The organism is Paenibacillus sp. FSL H8-0104 (genome assembly GCF_038050215.1).
GTDB lineage: Bacteria > Bacillota > Bacilli > Paenibacillales > Paenibacillaceae > Paenibacillus > Paenibacillus amylolyticus.
Genome location: NZ_JBBOTC010000001.1, coordinates 6,191,999 through 6,214,745 on the forward strand (window position 1 = coordinate 6,191,999; position 22,747 = coordinate 6,214,745).

General features: G+C 47.5%; 19 protein-coding genes. 4 read left to right on the forward strand and 15 right to left on the reverse strand.

The features are described 5' to 3' along the window. Positions 1–27: 27 nt before the first annotated feature. From NST38_RS27325 to NST38_RS27335, 3 genes are read right to left on the reverse strand one after another with little or no spacing between them, the layout of a single operon-like run. Entirely contained in the window at positions 28–1,206 is a 1,179-nt protein-coding gene (locus tag NST38_RS27325; protein WP_341344211.1) for an ABC transporter permease, read from the reverse strand. Beyond that, positions 1,199–2,395, reverse strand: coding sequence for an ABC transporter permease (locus NST38_RS27330; RefSeq protein WP_341344212.1), 1,197 nt, complete (start codon positions 2,393–2,395; stop codon positions 1,199–1,201). The genes NST38_RS27325 and NST38_RS27330 overlap by 8 nt, the downstream gene beginning before the upstream one ends. Positions 2,396–2,407: 12 nt before the next feature. Beyond that, the gene (locus NST38_RS27335; protein ID WP_341344213.1) at positions 2,408–3,343 is read right to left on the reverse strand and encodes an ABC transporter ATP-binding protein; all 936 of its coding nucleotides are present in this window, start codon (positions 3,341–3,343) and stop codon (positions 2,408–2,410) included. Positions 3,344–3,554: 211 nt separating this feature from the next. Between NST38_RS27335 and NST38_RS27340 the strand changes: the two genes are divergently transcribed. Further along, the gene (locus NST38_RS27340) at positions 3,555–4,766 is read left to right on the forward strand and encodes a sensor histidine kinase (RefSeq protein ID WP_341344214.1); all 1,212 of its coding nucleotides are present in this window, start codon (positions 3,555–3,557) and stop codon (positions 4,764–4,766) included. 20 nt (positions 4,767–4,786) lie between these two features. Beyond that, positions 4,787–5,476 (forward strand): response regulator transcription factor, encoded by a 690-nt coding sequence (locus NST38_RS27345; RefSeq protein ID WP_127551491.1) that lies wholly within the window; start codon positions 4,787–4,789, stop codon positions 5,474–5,476. Between the two features lie 96 nt (positions 5,477–5,572). Here NST38_RS27345 and NST38_RS27350 read toward each other — a convergent pair whose 3' ends face one another. From NST38_RS27350 to ftsE, 5 genes are all read right to left on the reverse strand, one after another. Next, entirely contained in the window at positions 5,573–6,901 is a 1,329-nt protein-coding gene (locus tag NST38_RS27350) for a PDZ domain-containing protein (protein ID WP_341344215.1), read from the reverse strand. Positions 6,902–6,965: 64 nt separating this feature from the next. Then, positions 6,966–8,438, reverse strand: a complete 1,473-nt coding sequence (locus tag NST38_RS27355; protein ID WP_237177463.1) for a S41 family peptidase — start codon at positions 8,436–8,438, stop codon at positions 6,966–6,968. A gap of 135 nt (positions 8,439–8,573) precedes the next feature. Then, on the reverse strand, positions 8,574–9,854 hold the full coding sequence (locus NST38_RS27360; protein ID WP_036612408.1) for a murein hydrolase activator EnvC family protein: 1,281 nt from the start codon (positions 9,852–9,854) through the stop codon (positions 8,574–8,576). 187 nt (positions 9,855–10,041) lie between these two features. Continuing rightward, the gene (gene ftsX / locus NST38_RS27365; RefSeq protein ID WP_047840643.1) at positions 10,042–10,959 is read right to left on the reverse strand and encodes a permease-like cell division protein FtsX; all 918 of its coding nucleotides are present in this window, start codon (positions 10,957–10,959) and stop codon (positions 10,042–10,044) included. Then, positions 10,949–11,635 (reverse strand): cell division ATP-binding protein FtsE, encoded by a 687-nt coding sequence (ftsE, locus tag NST38_RS27370; RefSeq protein WP_024631580.1) that lies wholly within the window; start codon positions 11,633–11,635, stop codon positions 10,949–10,951. The genes ftsX and ftsE overlap by 11 nt, the downstream gene beginning before the upstream one ends. Before the next feature lie 254 nt (positions 11,636–11,889). Here ftsE and NST38_RS27375 point away from each other — a divergent pair, with 254 nt between their 5' ends. Continuing rightward, the gene (locus NST38_RS27375) at positions 11,890–13,323 is read left to right on the forward strand and encodes a VanW family protein (protein ID WP_340387768.1); all 1,434 of its coding nucleotides are present in this window, start codon (positions 11,890–11,892) and stop codon (positions 13,321–13,323) included. 230 nt (positions 13,324–13,553) lie between these two features. On the opposite strand, the gene NST38_RS27380 is transcribed toward NST38_RS27375, so the two are convergent. The 4 genes from NST38_RS27380 to NST38_RS27395 form a co-directional block, all read right to left on the reverse strand. Further along, positions 13,554–15,107: an MDR family MFS transporter gene (locus NST38_RS27380; protein WP_341344216.1), complete on the reverse strand. Its 1,554-nt coding sequence runs from the start codon at positions 15,105–15,107 to the stop codon at positions 13,554–13,556. Positions 15,108–15,179: 72 nt separating this feature from the next. Beyond that, entirely contained in the window at positions 15,180–15,863 is a 684-nt protein-coding gene (locus NST38_RS27385; protein WP_341344217.1) for a hypothetical protein, read from the reverse strand. A 34-nt stretch (positions 15,864–15,897) separates the two neighbouring features. Beyond that, entirely contained in the window at positions 15,898–16,626 is a 729-nt protein-coding gene (locus NST38_RS27390) for a polymer-forming cytoskeletal protein (RefSeq protein WP_341344218.1), read from the reverse strand. Between the two features lie 14 nt (positions 16,627–16,640). Further along, positions 16,641–17,264: a YhbD family protein gene (locus NST38_RS27395; protein ID WP_340937723.1), complete on the reverse strand. Its 624-nt coding sequence runs from the start codon at positions 17,262–17,264 to the stop codon at positions 16,641–16,643. Between the two features lie 274 nt (positions 17,265–17,538). Between NST38_RS27395 and NST38_RS27400 the strand changes: the two genes are divergently transcribed. Beyond that, a complete protein-coding gene (locus tag NST38_RS27400; RefSeq protein ID WP_341344219.1) occupies positions 17,539–18,327 on the forward strand; it encodes an alpha/beta hydrolase in 789 nt (262 codons plus the stop codon). A 205-nt stretch (positions 18,328–18,532) separates the two neighbouring features. Here NST38_RS27400 and argH read toward each other — a convergent pair whose 3' ends face one another. The 3 genes from argH to argF form a co-directional block, all read right to left on the reverse strand. After that, positions 18,533–19,936 (reverse strand): argininosuccinate lyase, encoded by a 1,404-nt coding sequence (argH, locus tag NST38_RS27405; protein ID WP_036612430.1) that lies wholly within the window; start codon positions 19,934–19,936, stop codon positions 18,533–18,535. Positions 19,937–20,043: 107 nt separating this feature from the next. Next, positions 20,044–21,279, reverse strand: coding sequence for an argininosuccinate synthase (locus tag NST38_RS27410; RefSeq protein ID WP_076254080.1), 1,236 nt, complete (start codon positions 21,277–21,279; stop codon positions 20,044–20,046). 324 nt (positions 21,280–21,603) lie between these two features. Further along, positions 21,604–22,569, reverse strand: coding sequence for an ornithine carbamoyltransferase (gene argF, locus NST38_RS27415; protein WP_017692003.1), 966 nt, complete (start codon positions 22,567–22,569; stop codon positions 21,604–21,606). Positions 22,570–22,747 lie beyond the last annotated feature (178 nt).

Sequence of the window (22,747 nt, forward strand, 5' to 3'; positions counted from 1 at the left end):
GCGTGCTTTCTTTTATGTCGTATTACCTTATGCCTCTACTCCTGGCTGGCTAGGGCGTAGAATCGCAGAGCCAACAGTCAGTAAAATGGCAGCCATGCCAAACAAAATCAATAGTGGCAATGTGATATCCGACAATGTACCACCAGCAGAGATCGTCTCCACTGCCTGAATCGCCCATTTCTGTGGAACAAAGTTGGCGAGCTTTTGCATATAATCCGGCATCAACGAGATCGGCCAGAAACAACCACCTATCATGCAAGTTGGCATAATGACAAGTGAATTCAGCATGTTGGCATTTTTGGGATTACGTATTAATCCTGCCACGGTACTTGCGATCCCCATGGAAACCAGCATGAATGCGGCCAAGATGATGAAATGAATGCCAAAAGGAATACCGGCATCATAATGCAGTAGCCACCTGCTGACTCCCAAAACGAGAACAATCTGAATCATGCCAATGACAAAGCTACCGAGGAAGTTACCAAGCGCAATCTCATATGCACGGACGGGTGCCGTATATACTCTGGCCATCGTACGTTTCCTGCGATCTTCCATTATCACAGCCACTGCACTGGTCAGCAGCCCCATCATAAACATGATTGTAAATCCAGTCACATTGTTCAGGCCTGGCTTGGGATAAATCTGAAGATCGGTGACTTCACCAGCGACTTGATGTTTTCCTATCTCCTGTAAAAGCTGTTCAAAGGGCTTCTGTATACTCGATAGTATGTCCGTCTCACTTGAGACAGGACCTGCCGCCACCTTAACAGCTGAAGCAGATTGTAACAATCCGCTCGTCAAACCTTCAACTGCTGCTCGTAGGGTATAGGAATCTTCGCTTATACGCAGTTCCACCAGTTGGATCTCGGTTGGCTTTCCTTGTAACAGATCCTCCGTATAATGTGCCGGAATGATGATACCCGAGCTTCCTTTTTGCTGAGCGATGGCTTCCTTCACTTCTGCTTCGTTTGTCATCGGTTTGAGCAGATACTCCTCTTTGCCAGCAAGTTCATGAATCATCCATGTCCCTGCCACCCCTCCATCCTCATTGACATAGGGAATAACAGTACGTGTACTCTGCTCGCTTCCAAATAGAGCAACTGCTCCTGTAACCACCAGGCAAGGCAGAAGCAGAAACGTAATGAAGCCCATTTTACGGCCAAGTGTACGTCTAATCATCAACCAGGCGATGTGTAGACTATTCATATCGGTATCCTGCCTTTCTATAGATCAATCCTGAGATGAACAGTAATACAGCGCATACCACGCCTAACATTAGAATGTTATATACAATCTCTCGTACAGGTGCATCCAGCATCATTCTCAGAAAACTTTGGAGCGCCCAGTGGTTAACCGTAAATTCGCTAAGCCGTTGTACAAAATCAATTGGAATGGGCGTGAACCCACCGCTAATAAATGTCATGGCAACGATGATACCTTGGATGGTTGCACTGGCCGATGCTGTGCTTTTGCATACCAGTGCGACGATTACACCAAGGGTCATGGAGGCCAATGTGATACATACACAAGTCAGCACAATATACCAAGGATGCGATCCCCAATCTACACCGTAGAGCCAATATGTCATAAGGATAATCGTTGTTGCTTGTAAGAAAGCGAGTAGACTATTGCCTGCAATTTTTCCAGCGAAAATAACTCCGTTACCTATCGGCGCAGCCTGAAGGCGAATTAACGTTTTGTTATCACGCTCTCCAAAAAGGCTGGTACTGGTTGTCATGCCTGAGTACAACATGAACATCGCCAGCATGGAAGCTGCATAGTATTGGGAGGCACTATACGCCGTACCTGTCTTACCGGGATTAGTGACAGCAATGGAGGTGGAATTCGCCGTACCAGACTCCGAAGCAGAGGCCATGGCAGCAATTACTTCCGGACCGAGCACTTTGGTAATCGCCATCTGTCGGTTCCATTCATCCGTAAAACGTGTAAACAAAGTTTCACCCAAGGTATTAAGTGTGTTGTCCTTTCCTCGTATCCACTGTAATCTGGCCTCTTTCCCCATCATCACGTTTTGCTCAAAATCCGAAGGAATCATTACAGCAAAGTCCAGCTTGCCGGTACGCAGCGAATGAACGGCCTCTTCTTCAGTCGTAAAGTTCTGCACCTTGACCATCTCAGCCACTTCCGGGGATTCAACGAATGAATCCAGTGCTTGATTAACCGTACTTGATCCTCCACCAGATTCAGTACTCAAATGGATAATTCCCACACGTACAGTATCCGGAATAACATCATCCGCCGTACCCATCGTACTGGAAAGGGCCGTGCCCAATATAAAAATCAGTAACAACGGCAAAATAAACAGGTTTAACACCACAGATCGAATCTTAAGAATACGCCTTAATTCAAAGATGCAAATATGCCATATATTCATCTCTTGCTCCCCCTAGTCCCGAAGCGTACGCCCGGTCAGATTGAGGAACAACGTTTCCAGATCTGGCTCTTCGACCTTGAGCGACTGAATGGATACTTCATGTTTGCTGCAAATGAAGAGCAGATCCTGGAGATCCTGCTGTGCCGAAGGCAGCGTAATGGTCAGTGTATTCTCTGAAACGTCTACCATCCGCACACGGGGGTGAAGTTTCAGTTCTTCCACGACGTCGGTACCGATACCGGAAGTGGAGAGCACTACTTTTTCCTCCGATGCTACCCGTTCTCTCAGCTCTGCTTCAGTCCCACAGGCAATAATTCGCCCCTGATCCATAATCGCAACCCGGTGACTAATCGCCGCCACTTCCTCCATGTAATGACTTGTATATATGATCGTTGAACCCATCTTGTTGAGTGTCCGTACCGATTCAAGAATATGATTTCGAGATTGCGGATCAATGCCAACTGTCGGTTCGTCCATGATAATTAGATCAGGGCGATGTGTAATCGCACATGCGATGTTTAACCTGCGTTTCATACCGCCAGAGAAGGTCGAGGGGGCATCCTTTGCTTTATCCTGCAACCCTACAAATTCAAGGGACTCCTGCACTCTTTCCTTAAGCAATTTTCCACGCAGTCCATACAGTCTGGCAAAAAAGGTCACATTCTCCGCAGCAGACATGGTTTCGTATAAAGCCAGATCCTGCGGAACGAGTCCGATCTTGCGCTTTACTTCAAGCGGTCGCTCCTTGACCGAGATCCCATCTAATCTGATCTCACCCTGATCCATATTCAGGAGCCCTGCAATCATGCTAATAGTGGTACTTTTTCCTGCTCCATTGGGACCAAGCAATCCAAAAATCTCGCCTTTGCCAACACTAAGGTTCAAATGATCCACGGACAGCTTGCTACCGTATCGTTTTACTACATGATCTACTTTAAGTATGCCCATCCCTTTTACGCCCCTTTTCCGTTTCGGCCTTCGCCGCTGGATTTCATAATTTTATTGTAACGGATCGCAATCTGTAGCGAAGGTACAAAAAGTCATGAATCGAAGGTGACTTAAGTCATCTCCTGATTCGAATGCTGCTTATGGTATAATCAAGGGCGCATTACCAAGAGATTTTCTACTCCACTTTTTATATAAAGGATGTCACAACCATATGCCGATGCGGTTTCTGCAATACGGATTAATTATCGTTCCAGCAGTGCTGTACCTTTTGATGCTGCCCTTGGAAAATGAAGCCGTCTACACCTTGTATATCATCATCGCGCTTGTACTCTCCGTGTGGAAAGATTTTAACCGTTCAAGTACACAGCAATGGCTGTTGCTGCTGGCCGAAATACTCTGGAGCTGCTGGCTGATTGCTTCGTATGGACCATTTATGTTTTTCCTCTCTCTATCCGTGCTCTACGTGTATATATACAGACTGGAGGGAAGTCGCAGATGGTTGATGTTTGCAATTCAGCTTGTCGCTAACAATGTCGCTTTGCATTGGCATTATTCTGCCCCACAGGCACCGCAGCCAGGGTTAACCACACTAAATACAACCGCCACTACATTACTCTCCACAGAGACAACTGCGATTGTTCTTGGCAACCTGCTTCTGCTCATCACAGCGGCTCTGTCCTGGCAGGGATCAAGGACGGCGAGCAGCCGCGGACAACTGGAACAAGTCTATGACGAACTTCGCAGCAAACATTACGAGCTACAAGAAACTCGTGCGCAGCTGCTGTTATTTACAAAGCAACTTGAAGGAGTGGCTCAGGCAGAGGAACGTACCCGTATCTCCAGACAGCTTCATGATGATATCGGGCATCGACTGATCCGCACCAAAATGATGTCGGAAGCCGCCCTGTTGACCTTCCCCCTCGATATGGAACAAGGAACGGAAATGGTGCGACAGATTCGCGATCAATTGGCCGATAGTATGGATGATATGCGCAGCACACTACACAAACTGCAACCTAATTCCTATGCATCCGAAGCCTACGCCCTGGATCTTCTCCTAGAGGAAGTGGGCAGAGATACCGGCGTGAAGACAAATTATGAAGTTCATGGTCCATCCCATGTGCTGTATCCCAGCATACAAATTGTTTTGTTCAAAAATGCCAAAGAAGCCTTGACCAATGCCCTGCGACACGGAAATGCTTCTTCAATCACAGTAGAGCTGGTATTTGGGGATCAGGAAGTCCGTATGAGTGTAAGTAATGATGGCAAAATCAATCCTCCTTCTTCCAAGCGAAACGGCATAGGGCAGGAAGGTATGCTTCTGCGCACACAAATGGTGGGAGGAACCTTGGAGATTCAATCGGCTTATCCGTATACAGTGATTACACGCATTCCAATAACGAACCAGTTGAATATACTCTGAAAAAGGAAGTGAATATTCTCATGTCCGAACGTAATGATGTGAACAACAAGAATGATTCAGGCCAGCTCCCACTTATTCGGCTGATTCTCGCAGACGATGATTACTTCATTCGTGAGAGCCTGAAAGTGTTGCTTGGACTGGGCTCCGGCATTTTCGTTACAGGCACGGCCTCAAATGGGCAGGAAGCGTTGGAATTGCTTGAATCAGGGACGTCTGCGGACGTGGTTTTAATGGATATTCGGATGCCGGAATGTGACGGAGTTGAAGGTACCAAACGCATCAAGGCACGTTTTCCTGAAATCCAGGTGCTCATGCTAACTACGTTTGACGACGATGAGTATATTATTCAGGCATTACAGAACGGAGCAAGCGGTTATTTGCTCAAAAACGTCCCCCCCGAACGGATCATTCAAGGCATCAAGACCGTACATAACGGTGATATGTTAATCCATCCGGATATTGCCCGCAAATTGGCAGGCCTTCTTCGTCCTGCTGCGATTCCCCTGACACAGAATCCAATCGAAGCCTATGGACTGACACGTATGGAGCTGGCGGTTGCCGAGGCCATATCGGAGGGGTTGTCCAATAAGGAAATTGCCGCCAAACTGTTCCTCAGTGAAGGCACCGTCAAAAACTATGTCACGGATATTCTCGGTAAGTTGAGCTTGCGTGATCGGACCCAAATCGCCATCTTTATGTTAAAACAATAACAAAGAAAAAGGTATTTCCCTTGCCTGTGACGGCGCTCGGAAATACCTTTTTCTTTGTTTTATTTATGCAACATACTTCACACGTATGCTTAGTTGTTACATCTCTATGGACCCTTTATCACTGCCCACAGGGGCTGGCGGTAACGCCAAGGGAGCTTCGTCCCTTTGTGGTTTTTTCAGACGGGCAAACAATTTGAGGTTGATGATATGGAACAACGTCAGTGGACGTAACCGAATCGCCCAGACCTCGTGATTGTCCGGTGCCATAATGACACCAAGCTGATGATGCTCCCCTTCATAGATCGCTCGTTGCATGAACTTGCTTTCTCCCTGGTGATTGCGAACCTCAAGTTTGCAAAAAGCCGGGTTCATCCGCAGAGCACGATGCAACTCTTCTGGTGAATGAACCAACTTACCATTCACCTTGTACAAGGTCTCACCTGCTTCAATCCCCAAATCCGCTGCAGGGCTCTCCGGAATAACAGCCAATACCTTCAGCCCATGCTGCGGATGGACAAATACCGGACTGCGGTTTTGCTCTTCAAACGCGCTGTACCATACCAGAAATTCATGTCCAATAAATGCGATAAGCGCAGCAACCACTATGAGTGGAGACCACCATGCAGCAAGCAAACTGAACACAAGCAAAGTTGCCCCGTATATCATCAACCGCTTTGATGAGATCTGTACCTTTTGTCCCGGAAGCATACTCTGCGTTATCTCACCAAATCCGAGCATAATCGGCAACGCAACCAGCATGTAACTATGACCTGCATTCATCAGTGGATTCCATGCCAGCTCCGCGCCACCTCCTGTGACTGGAACAAGAATTAGTAGAGGAATGGCCCAGAACTGCTGCAGTTGATATCCCCCAACCAGTTTCCCGCGTTTTCCCTCGAAGAGAAGCGGTGATGCCATCGATACCCCCTGCATGCGTACCAACAAGGCTTCACCCATATGTAGAAGGGCAGCCAGGACAAGCAGTGCAGGCATATCCAGGGTACGTAGCGTTTCCGTGATAGTGCCCATCCAACCCGATGGTTGCCAGCCTGAAGCCACATTCAAACCAAATTGCAGCACACCCAGTAACCCGGCCGCATAAGCAAAGCACAGATACCGGATACGGAATAAGGATAGAATTAATGTTGCAGCCCATATGCATATCAGGCTTCCCAGTGTAAGGTGTGCACCGAGGAATAGGGACACGATCGAGACAATGGTACCGATGAGTATGCCTCCGAGCACCGCACGAATCGTCTGTGTTATCGAGCTTTGCAAACGGACATGAAACAATTTACGCTCCTGTAGTAACTGACGATGATAGATCAGCGCAATCAGGATCACCGCAATATAATAAAACGGCTGAATAAACAACTGCAACAAAGCTTCCCCTAATGTAGTTAACCACGGCCATACCCATTCCATTGTGGTCGGTCACCCCTCTCTTTCAGCCGGTTCAGAAAAAAAGAAGGCTGAAAATCAGCCTTCTTTATGGCTTCGACACAGCGGACGAAATATCCTTCGAGACATTTTCGATCGCGCGTTTCAGCTGTGCATCATATTGAGGATTGGCAATACGTTCAATCAGAGCCGCTTCCAGTGATTCAGCGGTTTTCTCGTCAATCTGGCCTGTAGCCTGAATGCCTTTTTGCTTCTGGAATGCCTTGACCGCTTCTTCCGTCTTCTGGTCGTAGTATCCATCCACACGATCCGGTTTGAAATCGAGTCCTCTCAGCATCGTCTGCGCACTTTTCACATCCGAGCTATTGCTGTCATATTTCAGTGGTAACTTCTCTTTGTTAATCGGTGCCACCGAGAAATAATCCGGCTGGTCTACCGCAATATCCGGTTTGATTCCTTTTTCATGAATCCAGTCTCCGTTCGGAGTGAGCCACTTGGCAATGGTGATCTTCAGCAAGCTGCCATCACCCATCTGCTTGTCATAACTCGTCTGGACGGTTCCTTTACCAAAGGAGTTTTCACCAATCAACTTAGCACCTGCTGACTGTTGTAATGCACCGGCCAAAATCTCCGACGCACTCGCACTGCCTTTGTTCATCAGGACTGTGACTGGGTAAGCTTTGGCTGATCCATTGGACTTGCTTTGTTCCTTTTTGCCGTTCTTGTCTTCAACTTGCACAATAACCTTGCCTTTAGGAACAAACTGTTCAGCAATATCAATAACAACTTGCAATACACCGCCTGGGTCATTCCGTACGTCGATGACCAGACCTTTCATGTTCTGCTTCTCAAGCTTCGCCAACTCTTCCTTAAAGCGATCGCCTGTATTCAAAGAGAATTGAGTAATGGCAATAACACCAATTCCGCCATCCTCCATGTGAGCATATACGGTCTCCAGATCAATGTCATCGCGTACAATGACAAATTCAATCAGCTCGGAAGATCCGGCACGTTTGACCTGTACCTTCGCTTCACTGCCCTTGGGACCTCTGATTTTGTTAACAGCCTTGTTCAGTTCCAAACCTTGCAGGGATTCGCCGTTGACCGACATAATCATGTCTTTTGCACGAATACCCGCTTTCTCGGCAGGAGATCCTTTGATTGGGGAAACAACAACCACGTTTCCATCCTGAGAGGATACCTCTGCGCCAATACCGGTAAATGAACCTTCGATCGACTCTTCAAACTGAGCAGCCGTTTCCTGCCCCATATAGTTGGAGTACGGATCACCAAGCGATTCCATCATGCCGTTGATCGCACCGTCAATCAATTTGGTCTGATCCACGTCTTTATAATAGTTGCTGGAGATCAAATCCATCGCAGTTTCAATCTTTTTCAAATCGTTCTTCTGCTGTGTATTGCCGGTTACACTAGCCAGCAAACCTTCGCCCGCTGTGGTTTGGTTTGCTATTCCCGGATAAGTCATTAATACCAGGGTTAGCAAACTACCACCCAGGAGACCCACAATGACAAGCAGTAGCGCCGATCTTTTCTTCATCATCCGTTTGTCACCGCCTTTAGTTTTGAAGCGTGTCCGATTCCATTGTTGCCAGAATCCATTCCCTGAACATGCCAGCTTATTATATGTCTAGCTTGTACGGAATATGTTTTTTCCATTCGAACGATGGAGCAATAATTACAAATAGTTCATCGGATTTACAGCGGTACCGTTGTCTCTCACTTCAAAGTGCAAGTGAGGTCCAGTAGAGTTCCCTGTATTTCCTGACTCCGCAATGGTATCCCCTTTGCTTACTGTGTCTCCCTTGCTGACTTTGAATCCACCTTCGCGCAAGTGACCATATAACGTCCATAGTCCACCGCCGTGGTCCACAATAACCGTATAACCATAACCGCTATACCATTCAGCCATGATCACGATTCCGCCAGAAGCAGCATGAACCGAAGTTCCCTGAGGAACAGCAAAATCGACACCGGCATGCATTTTACCCACTACACCCGTAATCGGATGGGTACGGGGGCCGAATCCAGAAGAAATACGTCCTCCAGATACTGGTCTTGAGAAGATACCATTACCGGATGAATACGTGACCTCACTGCTACTATCCGAACTCACTCTAGTAGGCGCCTTGGCTGCAGCTTTCGCCCGAGCCGCTGCTGCGGCTTTTGCTTTGGCTGCGGCAGCCGCCTGCTGTTCACGCAATTTATTTTTCTCTTGAAGAAGTGCCGAACGTTTGCTGGCAATCTGCATTAATACATCTTCCTGCTCTTGTGTCAGCTCTTCTGACTCTTCAATTTTAGCATCATATGAAGCGAGAAGCACTTGCTTTTCCGCTTCTTTTTCATTCAATTGGGACTTACGCTGTTTCTTCTGTGCATACAGACTCTTGGCTTCCGCATATTGCACATCCAATTCTGCCTTTTTGTCCACGACAAGTTGCTTGTCCGCTTTGTGCTCATCCAGCAGATGCTGATCCTGATCCACAATCGTTTTGAGTGAATCCGCACGGGTCAGGAAGTCAGTGAAGCTAGTAGAGGACAACAATACATCCAGATAGGATACAGCACCGTCCGTATACATCAGGCGCACGCGTGACTCCAACAATTTTTCCCTTGCAACAATGCGTTCTTCTGCCGCTTGCAGATCTTTTTTCGTTGTACGAAGATCTTCCTCCGTGTTCTCGATCTGCAAGGATACACTCGCCAGTTCATCACTAACGACATTGATCTGTTCCATGACAACCTTCAGATAAGCGTTGGTTTTGTTCTTGTAATGCTGTGCTTCCTTTTTGTTGGAAGCCGCTTTTTTTTGCTCCTGCTTGGCAGAAGCCGCCTTGCTCTCCAGTTGCTGAATCTGTTGGTCAATATCGCTGATGCTACTCTTGGCATATCCGTCAGAAGGTTGAAGCGTCAAACTGGCCAATAACGTAAAGGCCAGCAGCGAAGCGGTTTTTTTCAAAATGATGATCCCCCATCCTATGATTTCACAAGAAAGCAACCTGCACAGGTGGTGAACAGCATGTTCTTTGCTTTCTTCAATCTTAAAAGACTCCGTCTTTCCTACATATCGTCAAACAGCGTCCATTAATGAACCTGCTTTACCATTCTTTTCGACATATTCTGCAATTCGATCGTTGAAAACAAAATTAAACGTTGAGTGATTTCCGAATGGACAGTGTACTTCCCAAAATACCTACCAGCACACCAAGTCCGATCAACAGTGTTCCAAACAGCCCCCAGATTTCGCCGAGCGGAATCAAGTTAAGCATCTGCATGAAGACATCCTGACCAATCGTCTTCATCAACTGGCTGTACCCAACAAACAACACACCAACCGTAATGACCGAGCCAATAAATCCAATGAGTGCACCTTCAATAAAGAAAGGCCAGCGAATAAAGGTATTGGTTGCACCAACCAGCTTCATAATTCCGATCTCCCGGCGACGTGCCAGAATCGTTACGCGAATCGTATTCGAGATCAGGAACATGGACATGAGACCCAGTCCCCCGACAAAAATAAATCCGATGTTACGAACAAGCTTCGTAAATTTGAACAACACTTCCACCGTTTCCTTGCCGTAGTTCACTTTCATGATCGGCTTCTCCGGGTGTTTTTCGTTCAAAGCTTCGATTTTTTGCGCCACAAAAGTGACGGTTTCCGGTTCAATGACCTCAACTTCAATGGTCTCCGGCAGTGGGTTGTTGTCCACATCGAAACCGCTAAGCACGTTATCTGCACTCTCTCCAAGACGCTCACGGAACTCCTTGAGTCCTTCTTCCTTGGAAACAAAACGAATCTCACTTACTTCAGGCATCGCGCTGATTTCTTTCTCCAGTGTGTTACGCAGGTTCTCGTCCACATTCAGTTCGAGGAACGTGCTGATCTCCACTTGGCTATCAACCTGATTCGCCATGGAGTTCACATTGAGCACCAGCAACATAAACACACCAAGAATCAATAGCGACACAATGATGGACATGATGGAGGCCACGGACATCCAGCCGTTGCGGAATACGTTTTTGAATCCCTCCCGCAGATGGCGCAAGAGAGTACTAAAATTCATAACCGTATTCCCCTCTCATCTGATCCCGTACAATCTGTCCACGTTCAATCGCGATTACCCGTTTACGCATCGTATTCACGATATCTTTGTTGTGGGTCGCCATAACAATGGTTGTTCCCCGGAAATTAATCTCATCCAGCAGTTGCATAATGCCCCACGACGTCTCCGGATCGAGGTTACCTGTAGGCTCATCCGCGATAATAACCGATGGGTTATTGACGATAGCCCGTGCAATAGCAATACGCTGCTGTTCTCCACCCGAGAGCTGTGAAGGTTCACGATTCGCCTTACTGCGCAGTCCCACCAAATCGAGCACTTCCATCACCCGTTTTTTGATATGACGCTTCGGGGCTTCAATAACTTCCATCGCAAATGCCACATTCTCAAATGCTGTCATCCGTGGCAGCAGACGAAAATCCTGGAACACAACGCCGATGTTACGACGCACATAAGGAATCTTTCTTGGCTTCAACTTACCAATATTAAATCCGTTAATGGATATTTGTCCTTTGGTCGGAACTTCTTCTCTGTACATCAATTTCATAAATGTCGATTTACCTGCTCCGGACGGACCGACGATATAAACAAATTCATTGCGGTCGATCTTCACCGACACCCCTTGTAATGCGTGGGTCCCATTGGCGTAGGTCTTCCACACGTCCTGCATTTCTATCACATCATCACTTCCTGCTCGCATAGTTAGCCATTATCATTTCGACACAATCCCGGCATTTCCTTTAAAAAGACCTGAATTTCATCAGGGAAAAATCCACTTCGTTCCTGTTTCAATGGTGAAGCATGGATGCATATGAAGTTTATTGTAACAAATTTGTTACCTATTGAGTACCCGAAAGTTTTCCTGCATTGGATCATATATATAGAAAGTGTTACAAAGTCGGGAACAACCGAAGTATAAAGGAGCGTACGGTTATGAAAAAAATACATTTGACGGTCATTGTTCTATTCTCCATCCTCTTGATCGGCTCCGCGTCCTATGGATTGTTGTATATGTACGTGAATCAGCCTGCCCTGCCCAAAAACGTTCATGTTGGCGAGATGCTGGTGGAGGGGAAGAATCGTAAGAACGTATTGCATGAATTGGATGAACAGATCCAAAAGCTGGAGGACTGGCCTGTCACCTTTGAAGTGACTGAACCCAACCCCCAGACGATGTCGTATACCGCAGCTCAGGTGGGGGTGAGTTACAACGTTAACAGCTTGGAGTCCGCAATACAGCAGCTGGAGGAAGGTAACCTGTGGGAACGCGCTTATGCACGTTATCATTTTCCGAAAGAGTTCTCTCTCGATATGACCTATAACTCAAGACCACTCCAAGAACATCTCAGCCCTGCCTGGGAAAAAGAAACCTTTGGTACACCTGCGGACGCTGTTCGCCGCATTACCACAAGTGACAAAGTCCAGTATATCCCGGAAAAGGGCGTCCGCCGCATTGATTGGGATACACTCACAAGTCTCATTCAGACCAAGTTGCACCGAGATTTCAGTGTACTGAACCCGGATGAAAAACCCGCCCCATTGCTGATCCAGGTACCACTGTATACGCTGAAACCTGAAGTAACCCTTGATTCGCTGCGCCAGGAAGGCATTGACCGAAAGATCATCCAGTTCTCCACGGGTCTGGGCAATAGTAGTGAAGGCCGGATACATAATGTCAGCGCAGCGGCGGAAGCGATTAACGGCATGATTTTGCCACCAGATGCCACATTTGATTATGAGAAGGTCGTCCGTCAAGCTGAAAAGGAGTATGGGTTTCGTGAGGCCCCGGTCATTGTTAATGGCAGACTAACCCCTGGAATTGGCGGAGGAATCTGTCAGGTATCCAGTACGGTGTATAACGCAGCGCTATTGACGGGTCTTGATATTATTGAGCGTCGCAACCATTCCCTGCCGGTCAAATATTTGCCGAAAGGACTGGATGCCACCTTTGCCTCGGGAGCCATCAATTTTCGCTTCAAGAACAATACAGGCAAGTCCTTACTCATTCATGCAGAGGTGAAGAACCATCAATTGATGGTGAAATTTTTCGGCACATTCCCGGAGAATGTCAGCTATGCACTTGAATCTCGTACCATTGAAACATTAAGTGTTCCGGTAAAGTATGTGTCCAGTACAGTACTGCCTGATGGTGCTCAGCAGGTGCTGCAAGACGGACAGCCTGGATATATTGTTGAGACGGTAAGAACCAAGAGGCTGGACGGCAAAGTGGTCGAATCCAAAACGATTACACGGGACACGTACAAAGCTCAGAATCGTCTAATTGCCCGCTCAGGTCATAGCAGCTTGCCAGATCCACAAGAACCTTCTGTTGTCGAGGATGGTATTAGTGATACGAAACAGCCTTAATTTTTTTCAAAGCAACCGACAACTTACAGATCACGGAATGGTACAAACAAGGCCCTGCCGTAATTCATGGATAAACATAAGCTGATCACACGAAAACAAAAAGACACACTTCACGTCCCTTTTGGGGATAAGCGAGAAGTGTGTCTCTACATTTTCAAGATAAGTTATTCGAGTTTTATCAAGCTACAATCAGCTTTACTACCGTAACTTACAGTTTACTGCATTACGGTTTAGTGACCGCCGGTGTATTCGCCTTGCTCTTCGCCTACAACCATCTTCTCTCTTCCCATGAAGAAGGAAGCGACCAACGCGAGTGCAGCCGGAATTACAGCCCAGGCAAATAACTGTACGATGGAAGAGGACAGGGCATGTGTGATGGTATCCAGCACCTGAGGCGGAATCGCCTGTCTGAGTTCTGGTGAGAGCAACGCATGTGGATCTGTCAGATCCACTCCCTGCGGCACGCCACCCGCTGAAGCACCGCCTGCTTCCGCAGCTGAACCAGCGAGAGCATCGTTCATTTTACGCGTAAATACCTGGCTCTGTACGATACCAAAGATCGTAATGCCCATCGTCATGCCGAGGGACCGCAAAAAGTTAAGTGTGGAGCTTGCTGCTCCGCGCCTTTGCGGTTCAAATGCGTTCATGGCTGCATTGCTAAGTACAGAGAACGACGCACCGACACCCAGACCAACCATCACCATGTAGATACGTATCGTCCAAAGGGAAGAATTCTCATCCAGTGTGGTCAGCAATCCAAGTCCAATGACAAGTAAAGCTAACGTAGGGATCATGATATTACGATACTTGATTTTGGTCATCAGCACCCCGCCCAAGGACGCCGTCACAACGGACCCAAGCATCATGGGTAGCAGCACAAGACCGGAGTTGGTCGCTTTACCACCAAGTACCCCCTGTATGAAGATCGGAATGTACACGGATGCTGTAATGAACGCCGCACCACTGAACATACCAATAACGTTACTGGACCAGTAGACCCGGTTGCGGAACATGCTGAAGGAGATGATTGGTTCTTTGGCTTTTGTCTCTGCAAAAAGGAAGAGCAGGGCTAATGCTATAAATCCGGCAAACAAGCCAAGAATCTGCCACGAATCCCAGGCAAATGTTTTGCCACCCAGTTCCAGACCAAAGATCAGGCACACAACAGCACCGATCAGTGTTACAGCACCCAGCCAGTCGATCTGTTGGGATTGATGCTGATGGGATTCTTTATAGAAGAACGCAATAAACACAAATGCAATCAAGCCTAGCGGCAGGTTGATATAGAATACCCATTCCCATGTCGCATACTGGGTAATGTAAGCACCGAGCAGAGGTCCGAATACGCTGGAGAGGCCAAAGACGGCTCCAAACAATCCACCCAATTTACCACGAGATTCTGGTGCAACGACATCAAACATGATCGTAAAGGCAATCGGTACCAGGGCCCCCGCGCCAATACCTTGAATCGCTCTGTACATCGTCAATTCCACAATAGACGTTGCCGTTCCGCACAGCGCTGAGCCAAGCATAAACACAATAATACCAAATACAAAAAACTTCTTCCGTCCATACATATCGGATAACTTACCGAATATCGGCATCCCTGCCATCTCAGCCACCATGTACGCGGAGGTAACCCAGACGAACTTGTCAAGCCCGCCCAGCTTCCCGACAATATCCCCCATAGCTGTTGCCACGATGGTATTATCCATCGAAGCCATTAATATGCTGAGCAGTAACCCTGCCAGCACCAATCCAATACTGTTTTTACGTGCAACCATTGTACTCAATCTCTCCATTCACGCTCTATTCATATGACTGCATTAGTATATCCGAAAAGAAGTCTGCGTTAATCAGTCCAAGGACCGATTGCTTTGCAACAAAACTTCCGATTGCGGATGAATTTGCAGAGATGAACGATATTCCACTGTACCAATCCGGCAGCCAGGACCGATTTTTATTTTATCGCCACGGACAATCTCGGCCTCCGTATTCTCTAATTCAATGTCATCACCTTCGATAATCTGTGCCTTGAGAATTGATTTATTTCCCGTAAACAAGTCATTCAACCGGCCACTCTTCACCGAGATGATGGAACCACCCATTTCCTTGACCTCGGATGGACCCATGATTTTGAGCGTCATTTGTTCAGCGCTGAGCATCCCCGCTATCGTCAAACGCCCGTTCAGCTTGATATTTTCCGCCTGACAATCCCCTGACAGATGAAGTTCACCGACCACTTTTATATGCTCAGCTTTGGCATGCAGGCCAGATGCCTGGATTCCATCCTCACCATCGTTGCTGGTCTCTCGCTCTGTTAGAGTCAGGGTTCCGGTAATTTTAATATCTGTGGATTCAAGCGATCCGTATATGACCGATGTACCCGTACATTTGAATCGATCACAAGATAGATTGTCGTTAAAGGACGCGTCCCCTACGACCTTGATCTTGCCGTACACGCCACCAGAAGAACTGCCATCACCAACGATGCTGATATCCATTTTTTTGTCCAATGAACGCCCAGGATTGTTATTCATGTCGATCCCATCCCTTTCTCTCCATATGCAAACTTTAAATTCGCTGACTGCTGCCCACCTTGGCATCCTGATCTACCTCAAGTTCACCTGAATACTCAACCAGTCTGATGTTACAGCCGCGACCGATAAAAATGTTACTCCCCCGAACAATGTCAGCTTCGGTATCTTCCAGCACAATCTCATCACCCTCAATTAAGGATGTCTTAAATGAAGGGGTCCCGCCCAGACCAATACTTTTCCAAAAGCCATTCTGTTGTTCCTTGCGACGAATATCGATACGCTCTCCGCCAATCTCTTTAGCCGAAGAAGATGTATGCAGCCTGATCTCCACTGTTCCCGCATTCAGTAAACCGCTGATCTTAATATTGCCCCGTACATTCAGGGACTCACATTGGACATCCCCTTCAATATCGATCACACCGCCAATATCAATTCGTTCCCCATCTACTCTTCCACGTACGGTACACTTTCCGTTCACTTCAAGTTCAGGGCTATGGAGATCTCCGTTAATCGTCGTCATGCCATCCACCCGGACACCAGAACTGGTCAGAGGTCCATTCAACGTGCACATGCCGTTAATCGCTACACTCTCGGAGGTCAAAGCGCCGTGCATCTTCAATGTTCCATTCACTTCCATAGAGGTGCAGTCCAGATTTCCGTTCACCTTAGCCATGCCATCAATAGATACACGGTGAAAATTCCCGCCTGCCGTTTGACTTATGCCCGCCACATTCAGATCATTCCGCTTATTCCGCTCTTCCATAGATGATCCTCTCCTTAACCCAATTTGAGTTTTAATTCTTCCATAAATGTTCCCATCGGCTGCCTAAGAACCACTTTCACACCATTGTCAAAATAAAACTCCGTTCCTGCTGTTACCAGCATGAATGAAGGAACACCCATCTTACGAATAAGCACGAGTTCGCTGGGTTTGCCTGTAAAACGATAATAATGTTCGGACATCACTTCGATCAGCAACGCACCCTCTTGCCGAGTAATATCTCCGCTCATTAACAGCTTATCAAGGACGTAGAGCATCATAATCTGCTCCAAAGCATACAGCGGTTGTTCTCGACCTGCTTCTTTTAACAGCTCCAGCGAGATTTGTGAAACAATGTTTCGCTCTAATAGTTGCTGTGCAGACATCTCCACTTCACCCAACGTAGGTGAGAACACGTCTGCCAGCTCATCCAGCGATAATCCGTCTTTCATATTGAGAATCTTGTCAATGCGCAGTAAAATCTGTTGTTTGGGAAAAAAGGTCTCTTGTCCGGTGTAGGACGACTTCCGAATGAACCATTCTTCCGGAATGAGATTTTTCCGCTTCCATCGGTATAACTGGCCGTATGAGATTCCTGTCAGGTCCAACAATTCTTTCTTGGAGATCAAATCATCTGTCATATATGGTCCCCCTTTTTATTGAAACGAGTGTAACATAACATTGTTACGTTGTAAACTACATTGAAAAATCGATGATCAGATTACAGATTTCCACTTTAACCACTGGTGTGAAATTCTTTGTTTTCTTCTGTAGATCTTGTTATTGCAATGGAAGCGTAATGCGTATAACCTGTTACATATAAACACTTTGGAGGCCTAGGCATCCGATTTCCATCCCATCGTCTCATGTCAGAACAGGTGGTTAACGAACTTATGAAAGGGGTTTCTTATACTCATGGCACTTATTAAATGTGATTTTTACTCGGATACGCTCGGGCTGAGCACCAGCATGCATGTCATTCTACCGCAACAAACCCACAATCAGATCGGTATGGAGAATGTGACTGGCAAAGGGTTGCACCCAACTCTGTACCTGCTGCACGGCCTGTCTGATGATGATTCCATCTGGCTGCGTCGGACTTCCATCGAACGTTATGTGGCCAACCTCGGGATCGCCGTTGTTATGCCACAGGTTCACCGCAGCTTCTATACAGATATGGTAGAAGGCGGACGTTATTGGAGCTTTATCAGTGAAGAACTCCCGGCACTTGCTCGTTCTTTCTTCCCACTCTCAGACCAACGGGAGGACAATTTCGTTGCCGGATTATCCATGGGTGGCTATGGGGCGTTCAAGCTGGCCCTTCGTAAACCAGATCAATATGTTGCAGCTGCCAGTTTGTCTGGAGCACTCGATATGTCTGCACATATGGATAGAAACGCATCCTCAGCATTGCAACAGACGGAGTTACAACGTATTTTCGGACCAGAGGTGGCAGGTACAGAGAACGATCTGATTCATCTGTTAAAAGAAAGCCAATCTAGCAAAAGTCCTCGACCTTTGCTCTACCAATGCTGCGGAACGGAAGATTTCCTGTATGAGGATAATCAAACCTTCCGTCAAGCCTGTGAACAGACGAACTTCGAACTGACATACGATGAAGGGCCTGGTGAACATGAGTGGGGCTACTGGGATGCCAAGATTCAGGATGTATTGAAATGGTTGCCTTTACAAAAGCGCGATTAGTGGAGAATTGCAATGGAGCTACCGCGAGTAACTAAACTGGTACTCCGATAGTAGAACAACCTAACATCCGTTCGCGGTTGAGTAGAATGTATCTAAAGCACATCGCTGTAAAACACAAAAAGCAGGCCGCTGAGAACAAAGTTCTCTGGCCTGCTTCTTTGTTGTACTGTTGTATCTGTAAGGGTACCTTATAGTAGCTGTGGTATTAACCGCGGTTCGTAATCCATTGCTCGGTGATCTCCAGTACCTTCTCACTGCGCCCGATGGCTTCAGCGACTTGACCCGAAGCTGTCCCGCCGTAAACATTACGAGCGTTCACTACCGCTTCCGGTTGCAGCACATCATAGATCCGGTCATCAAACAGTGGTGAGAACTGACGAAATTCATCAATCGTCAGATCCAGCAAATACTTGCTGTTCTGGATGCAGTACAGCACCGTTTTACCAATCACTTCATGCGCCTGACGGAAAGGCAAGCCTTCTCCCACGAGGAAGTCGGCAATATCCGTAGCGTTGGAGAAATCCTGGTTGACCGCTTGACGCATCCGATCCTTGTTCACTGTCATTGTCGCGATCATTGGAGCAAACAGTTGCAGCGCACCCTCCAGCGTCGCTACTGTGTCAAACATACCTTCTTTGTCTTCCTGCATGTCTTTGTTGTATGCCAGTGGAAGAGATTTCAGTACCGTCAGCAAACCGATCAGGTTGCCGTACACACGTCCTGTTTTACCACGCACGAGTTCAGGAACGTCCGGATTTTTCTTCTGAGGCATGATGCTGCTGCCTGTGCAGAATGCGTCGTCCAACTCCACAAAACCAAACTCCGTGCTGCTCCACAATACCAGCTCTTCACTCAGACGGGACAAGTGAGTCATGATCAGCGAAGCCGCCGCCAAGAACTCAACGATAAAGTCACGGTCGCTTACTGCGTCCAGACTGTTCTCGTACACCCCATCAAAGCCCAGTTGTTCCGCGACAAAATGACGGTCAATCGGGAATGTTGTGCCCGCGAGCGCACCTGCGCCCAGTGGCAGGATGTTAATGCGTTTGTAGCTGTCCATCAGACGCTCCGCATCCCGTTGGAACATGGAGACATACGCCATCAGGTGATGTGCAAACAGAATTGGCTGTGCCCGTTGAAGATGCGTATAACCCGGTACAATTGTATCGAGGTTATCTTTCGCTTGTCCAATCAGTGCTTCCTGCAAGGAATGCAGCATGCCTACAAATCCAACCACGCGTTCGCGCAGGTATAGGTGCATATCCGTTGCTACCTGGTCATTCCGGCTACGGCCTGTATGTAATTTGCCGCCTACAGGGCCAATCGTCTCGATCAGGTTTTTCTCAATATTCATGTGGATGTCTTCGTCCGATACGGAGAATTCCACTTCGCCCGCACGGATTTTGTGCAGAACGGTGATCAATCCTTCTTTGATGGTCTCTACATCTTCCGCCGGCAGAATACCGCATTTGCCCAGCATTGTCACATGGGCCAGACTGCCCTGAATATCTTCCTCAGCCAAAGCTTTGTCAAAATTGATCGATGCCGTATATTCCTCAACCAAATGATTGGTTTGTTTTGTAAAACGTCCTCCCCACAGCTTGCTCACGGTGAGTACTCCCCTTTCGCTCATGGACAAAGCCGCTCCTGCCAGATGTGCAAGAACGGCCTGCCTTGTCATTTATATTGATATAGCTCTATAGATGCAGGTTGAAATTAGTTTTTGTTTTGCTCCACGCCGGAGTTTACTTTCAAACGCAGTGCATTCAGGCGGATAAAGCCTGTTGCATCACCTTGATCGTAAGCTTGCGTTGGATCAGCTTCCATCGTTGCGATGTCCGGATTGTAGAGGCTGACAGAACTTTTCACACCTGCGCCGATGATGTTGCCTTTGTACAGTTTCACACGAACCGTACCTGTTACGTTCTTCTGGCTTTCAGTCACCAGCGCTTGCAGCGCCAGACGTTCCGGTGCGAACCAGAAGCCGTTGTAAACGAGTGTGCTGTAACGTGTGATCAGGCTATCACGCAGGTTCATCACTTCACGGTCCATCGTGATGGACTCCATTTTGCGATGTGCTGTGAACAGAATTGTTCCACCTGGTGTTTCGTACACGCCACGGCTCTTCATACCAACAAAACGGTTCTCAACCATATCTACACGGCCAATACCATGTTTGCCACCCAGCTCGTTCAGTTGCTCCATCACTTGCAGTGGGCTCAGACGCTCACCGTTCAGTGCAACACAGTCACCTTGTTCGAATTCCAGTTCAACATATTCCGCTTGATCTGGTGCATCTTCAGGTGCACTGCTCAGCAGGAACATGTCTTTGTTCTCGTCCGCGCTTGGATCGAACCAAGGATCTTCTAGCACACCGCTCTCATAGCTGATATGCAGCAAGTTACGGTCTGTGGAGTATGGTTTAGCCGCAGAAGCGGTTACCGGAATGCCATGTTTCTCAGCGTACGCGATCATCTCGGCACGTCCCGGGAATTGGTTACGGAATTCTTCCAGACGCCAAGGTGCAATTACGTTAATGTCTGGTGTCAGTGCAGCCGCGTTCAGCTCAAACCGAACTTGGTCATTTCCTTTACCTGTAGCGCCGTGAGCGATGGCTGTAGCACCTTCTGCACGAGCGATGTCCACCATACGTTTAGCGATCAGTGGACGAGCAATACTTGTGCCAAGCAGGTATTGTCCTTCATAGAGGGCACCTGCCTGGAACATCGGATAGATGAAATCTTTTGCGAATTCATCGCGCAGATCATCAATGTATACTTTGGAAGCGCCTGTTGCCAGTGCTTTTTCCTCCAAACCGTCCAATTCATCCTTTTGTCCAATATCCGCTGTGAATGCGATAATCTCTGCATCATATGTTTCTTTCAACCATTTCAAAATTACAGATGTGTCCAACCCGCCTGAATATGCGAGTACAATTTTTTCCTTAGCCATGTTCGATGGTCCTCCCCAAGATCAGTTAAGTTAAACAGAGCCTTCATACACTGAATCCTACGAGCCAGAAAATCCTTCCGATCACTGTTATCCCCAGATTTTTTCATCCCTTTATGACAAAGGGTAAAATCCGGGGATAGCCTATGCTTCCGATGCAGCTTTCTTTCAGAAAGCTTTCAGGCGACCGCTTCGCTTCTTCAGGCTTTTTCTGTCTCTTCGTTTTTGTGTATGCTTCTTGTTTAATTAACTTTTTAAAGTACATTATAGATGAATCTATCATCGCGAAATCTGCGCCTAAAATCAACCCATAAAGGCAAATAGCATCTATTCGCTCATTAATGCAGCCATTAATGCTTTCTGTGCATGCAAGCGATTCTCCGCCTGATCAAAGATCAGAGAGTTCGGTCCGTCAATTACACCGGCACTCACTTCTTCGCCGCGGTGTGCTGGCAGACAATGCAAGAACATGTAGTCCGGCTTCGCGCCTTTCATCAGTTCCTCGTCCACTTGATATGCCGCAAATGCCTGCTCCCGAATCTTCTGCTCTTCTTCAAAGCCCATGCTCGCCCATACATCCGTATACACGATATCTGCATCTTTGGCTGCTTCCTGTGCACTGTACGTTACAGTCACTTCAGAACCGCTCTCCTGTGCGATAATGCGTGCCTGCTCCACAACTGCACTATCCGGCTCATAACCTTCTGGCGTTGCTACAGCAACATGCATTCCCATCTTCGCTGCACCGAGCATCAGGGAGTGCGCCATGTTGTTGCCATCTCCGATGTAGGCCATTTTCAGACCTGCCAGCTTGCCTTTGTGCTCCAGCACCGTTTGGAAGTCTGCCAGTACCTGACAAGGATGCGCCGCATCGCTCAGGCCGTTAATGACTGGAACATCAGCATGCTCTGCCAGTTCAGTTACATTATGGTGTCCAAAGGTACGGATCATGATGCCGTCCAGGTAACGGGACAATACTTTGGCTGTATCATGTGTTGTTTCCCCGCGACCCAGCTGGATATCATTTTTGCTCAGGAAGAGCGCGTGTCCGCCCAATTGGAACATACCCACTTCAAAGGATACACGTGTACGTGTGGATGATTTTTCAAAAATAAGTCCGATCGTTTTGCCTTTCAACGGTTGAAAAGGTACACCGCTTTTTTGTTTGCCTTTAATCTCAATTGCGAGATCAAGCAGATAACGAATTTCCTCTGCTGTGTAGTCCGTGAATTCGATAAAATCCCGGCCTCTCAGATCAATCTTTTGAACCTTTTCCGTCTGTTGTGCTGTCATCTATAATGTCCTCCTTATTTCCGGTTCCCTGCACCCGCATGGGCAGAAGAGAGCACCGTTAACATCGTTTTTGGTGCTTCTCAGGTTCATCTTCCGCAAGTTCACCGCGCGGCTACAGGGATTCATCATCTCATTCTGCTTCGAGGCCGGTAATGGCCCCGAGACAGAAAGGTTCTCA

Excerpts from the sequence above, each read along its gene's own strand:
- NST38_RS27325 (WP_341344211.1), bottom strand. The coding sequence starts at position 1,206 with ATGAATAGTCTACACATCGCCTGGTTGATGATTAGACGTACACTTGGC.
- NST38_RS27330 (WP_341344212.1), bottom strand. The coding sequence starts at position 2,395 with ATGAATATATGGCATATTTGCATCTTTGAATTAAGGCGTATTCTTAAG.
- NST38_RS27335 (WP_341344213.1), bottom strand. The coding sequence starts at position 3,343 with ATGGGCATACTTAAAGTAGATCATGTAGTAAAACGATACGGTAGCAAG.
- NST38_RS27340 (WP_341344214.1), top strand. The coding sequence starts at position 3,555 with ATGCCGATGCGGTTTCTGCAATACGGATTAATTATCGTTCCAGCAGTG.
- NST38_RS27345 (WP_127551491.1), top strand. The coding sequence starts at position 4,787 with ATGTCCGAACGTAATGATGTGAACAACAAGAATGATTCAGGCCAGCTC.
- NST38_RS27350 (WP_341344215.1), bottom strand. The coding sequence starts at position 6,901 with ATGGAATGGGTATGGCCGTGGTTAACTACATTAGGGGAAGCTTTGTTG.
- NST38_RS27355 (WP_237177463.1), bottom strand. The coding sequence starts at position 8,438 with ATGATGAAGAAAAGATCGGCGCTACTGCTTGTCATTGTGGGTCTCCTG.
- ftsX (WP_047840643.1), bottom strand. The coding sequence starts at position 10,959 with ATGAATTTTAGTACTCTCTTGCGCCATCTGCGGGAGGGATTCAAAAAC.
- NST38_RS27375 (WP_340387768.1), top strand. The coding sequence starts at position 11,890 with ATGAAAAAAATACATTTGACGGTCATTGTTCTATTCTCCATCCTCTTG.
- NST38_RS27380 (WP_341344216.1), bottom strand. The coding sequence starts at position 15,107 with ATGGTTGCACGTAAAAACAGTATTGGATTGGTGCTGGCAGGGTTACTG.
- NST38_RS27385 (WP_341344217.1), bottom strand. The coding sequence starts at position 15,863 with ATGAATAACAATCCTGGGCGTTCATTGGACAAAAAAATGGATATCAGC.
- NST38_RS27390 (WP_341344218.1), bottom strand. The coding sequence starts at position 16,626 with ATGGAAGAGCGGAATAAGCGGAATGATCTGAATGTGGCGGGCATAAGT.
- NST38_RS27395 (WP_340937723.1), bottom strand. The coding sequence starts at position 17,264 with ATGACAGATGATTTGATCTCCAAGAAAGAATTGTTGGACCTGACAGGA.
- NST38_RS27400 (WP_341344219.1), top strand. The coding sequence starts at position 17,539 with ATGGCACTTATTAAATGTGATTTTTACTCGGATACGCTCGGGCTGAGC.
- NST38_RS27410 (WP_076254080.1), bottom strand. The coding sequence starts at position 21,279 with ATGGCTAAGGAAAAAATTGTACTCGCATATTCAGGCGGGTTGGACACA.
- argF (WP_017692003.1), bottom strand. The coding sequence starts at position 22,569 with ATGACAGCACAACAGACGGAAAAGGTTCAAAAGATTGATCTGAGAGGC.